At 75.3% G+C, this 1,341-nt stretch carries 2 protein-coding genes; both read left to right on the forward strand.

All coding sequences use genetic code 11. From position 1 onward, the window contains the following. A partial coding sequence (locus V7Z97_RS20475; RefSeq protein WP_334165480.1) for a hypothetical protein occupies positions 1–839 on the forward strand: 839 nt, incomplete at its 5' end. Positions 840–943: 104 nt separating this feature from the next. Continuing rightward, the coding region (locus V7Z97_RS20480) for a DJ-1/PfpI family protein (RefSeq protein WP_334165481.1) at positions 944–1,341 on the forward strand (398 nt) is incomplete at its 3' end.

The following is a 1,341-nucleotide window of genomic DNA, read 5'->3' on the forward strand; positions in this document are numbered from 1 at the left end:
GTCCGGCGCGGCCGGGCGCGGCTGCGCCGGGGGCGAGCGTCTATACGGAAGCGCTGGGGCAGGCGATCTGCCGGCGGGTGCTGGCCGGCGAGAGCCTGCGGGCAATCTGCGCCGGGCCGGGGTCGCCGCACCGGACGACCCTGCGCGCCTGGATGACGCGGCATCCGGAGTTCGCCCAGGGGCTGGTGGCGGCGCAGCAGGCGGCGCGGCTGGCCTGGCGGCGCAGGGACCGGGCGTGCTTCGCGCACCTGGCGGCGCGGCCGAAGCCCCGGCGCGGAGGGAAGCCCTCGACCTACACCCCGGCCATGGGCGAGGCGATCTGCGCCCGGCTGATGGAGGGCGAGAGCCTGACAGGCATCGCCCGCGACCCGGCCATGCCGGCCTATGCGACGATCCTGGGCTGGGTGCGGCGCCATCCGGAGTTCGAGGACATGTACGTCCAGGCCCGGCAGGTGCAGGCCGACTACTTCTGCGACGAGGCGCGCGACGTGGCGCTGGCCGCCACGCCGGAGACCGTTTGGGTGGCGCGGCTGTGCTTCTCGGTGATCCGCTGGCAGGCCGCGCGGCTCGCGCCGCGCAAGTACGTGGAGCGGGTGGCGGTGATGGAGGCCGTGGCCGAGCAGCGGCGGGCCGAGGCGGAGGCCGCGGCGATGCGCCCGGACAGCCTGATCTGCGTCACCCATTTCGAGCGCTCGCCGGACGGAAAGACGATCCTCGCCGTGCCGCCGCGCAACGCCGAGGAGGAGGCGCGCTGGGAGGCGGCGCACGGCAAGCCGTACGATGGGCCGCTGTACCAGGTCGTGCACCGCTGGGAGGAGCGACAGGGGCGCCGGCCGTGAGGTGCGGGGGGTCGGCGGAGTGTGGCAGGAAACGCGGGAAATACGTCATTCCGGCCAAACGGCGCAGAGCCTAGATTCGGCCGCCTCTGACGATGGAGGCGCCGATGTCGCTCACCCGGATCGCGATCTTCCTGGCCGGCCTGGCCGCCTTCCTGATCTACGCCGGCATGGCCGCGGCCCGGCCGCTGGTGGTGATCCTGGCCGACGCCCGCGGCACGGTGGCGACCGACCTGCTCGCCCCCTACGCCATCCTCGCCGAGAGCGGGGCGGTGGAGGTGAAGGTCGTGTCGGCGACGCGGGCGCCGGCCCGGCTGACGCCCGGCTGGGCCTGGGTCGAACCGCAGGCGACCCTGGCCGAGCTGGCGGGCCGGCGGCCGGACGTGGTGATCGTGCCGGCCCTGGAGGTCGAGGCGGACGCCGCCCGCGCGGCCTGGCTGCAGGCGCAGATGCGGCGCGGCGCGCGGATCATGTCGATCTGCAACGGCGCGCGCGTGCTGGCCGC

The organism is Phenylobacterium sp. (genome assembly GCF_036821595.1).
Taxonomy (GTDB): domain Bacteria; phylum Pseudomonadota; class Alphaproteobacteria; order Caulobacterales; family Caulobacteraceae; genus Phenylobacterium.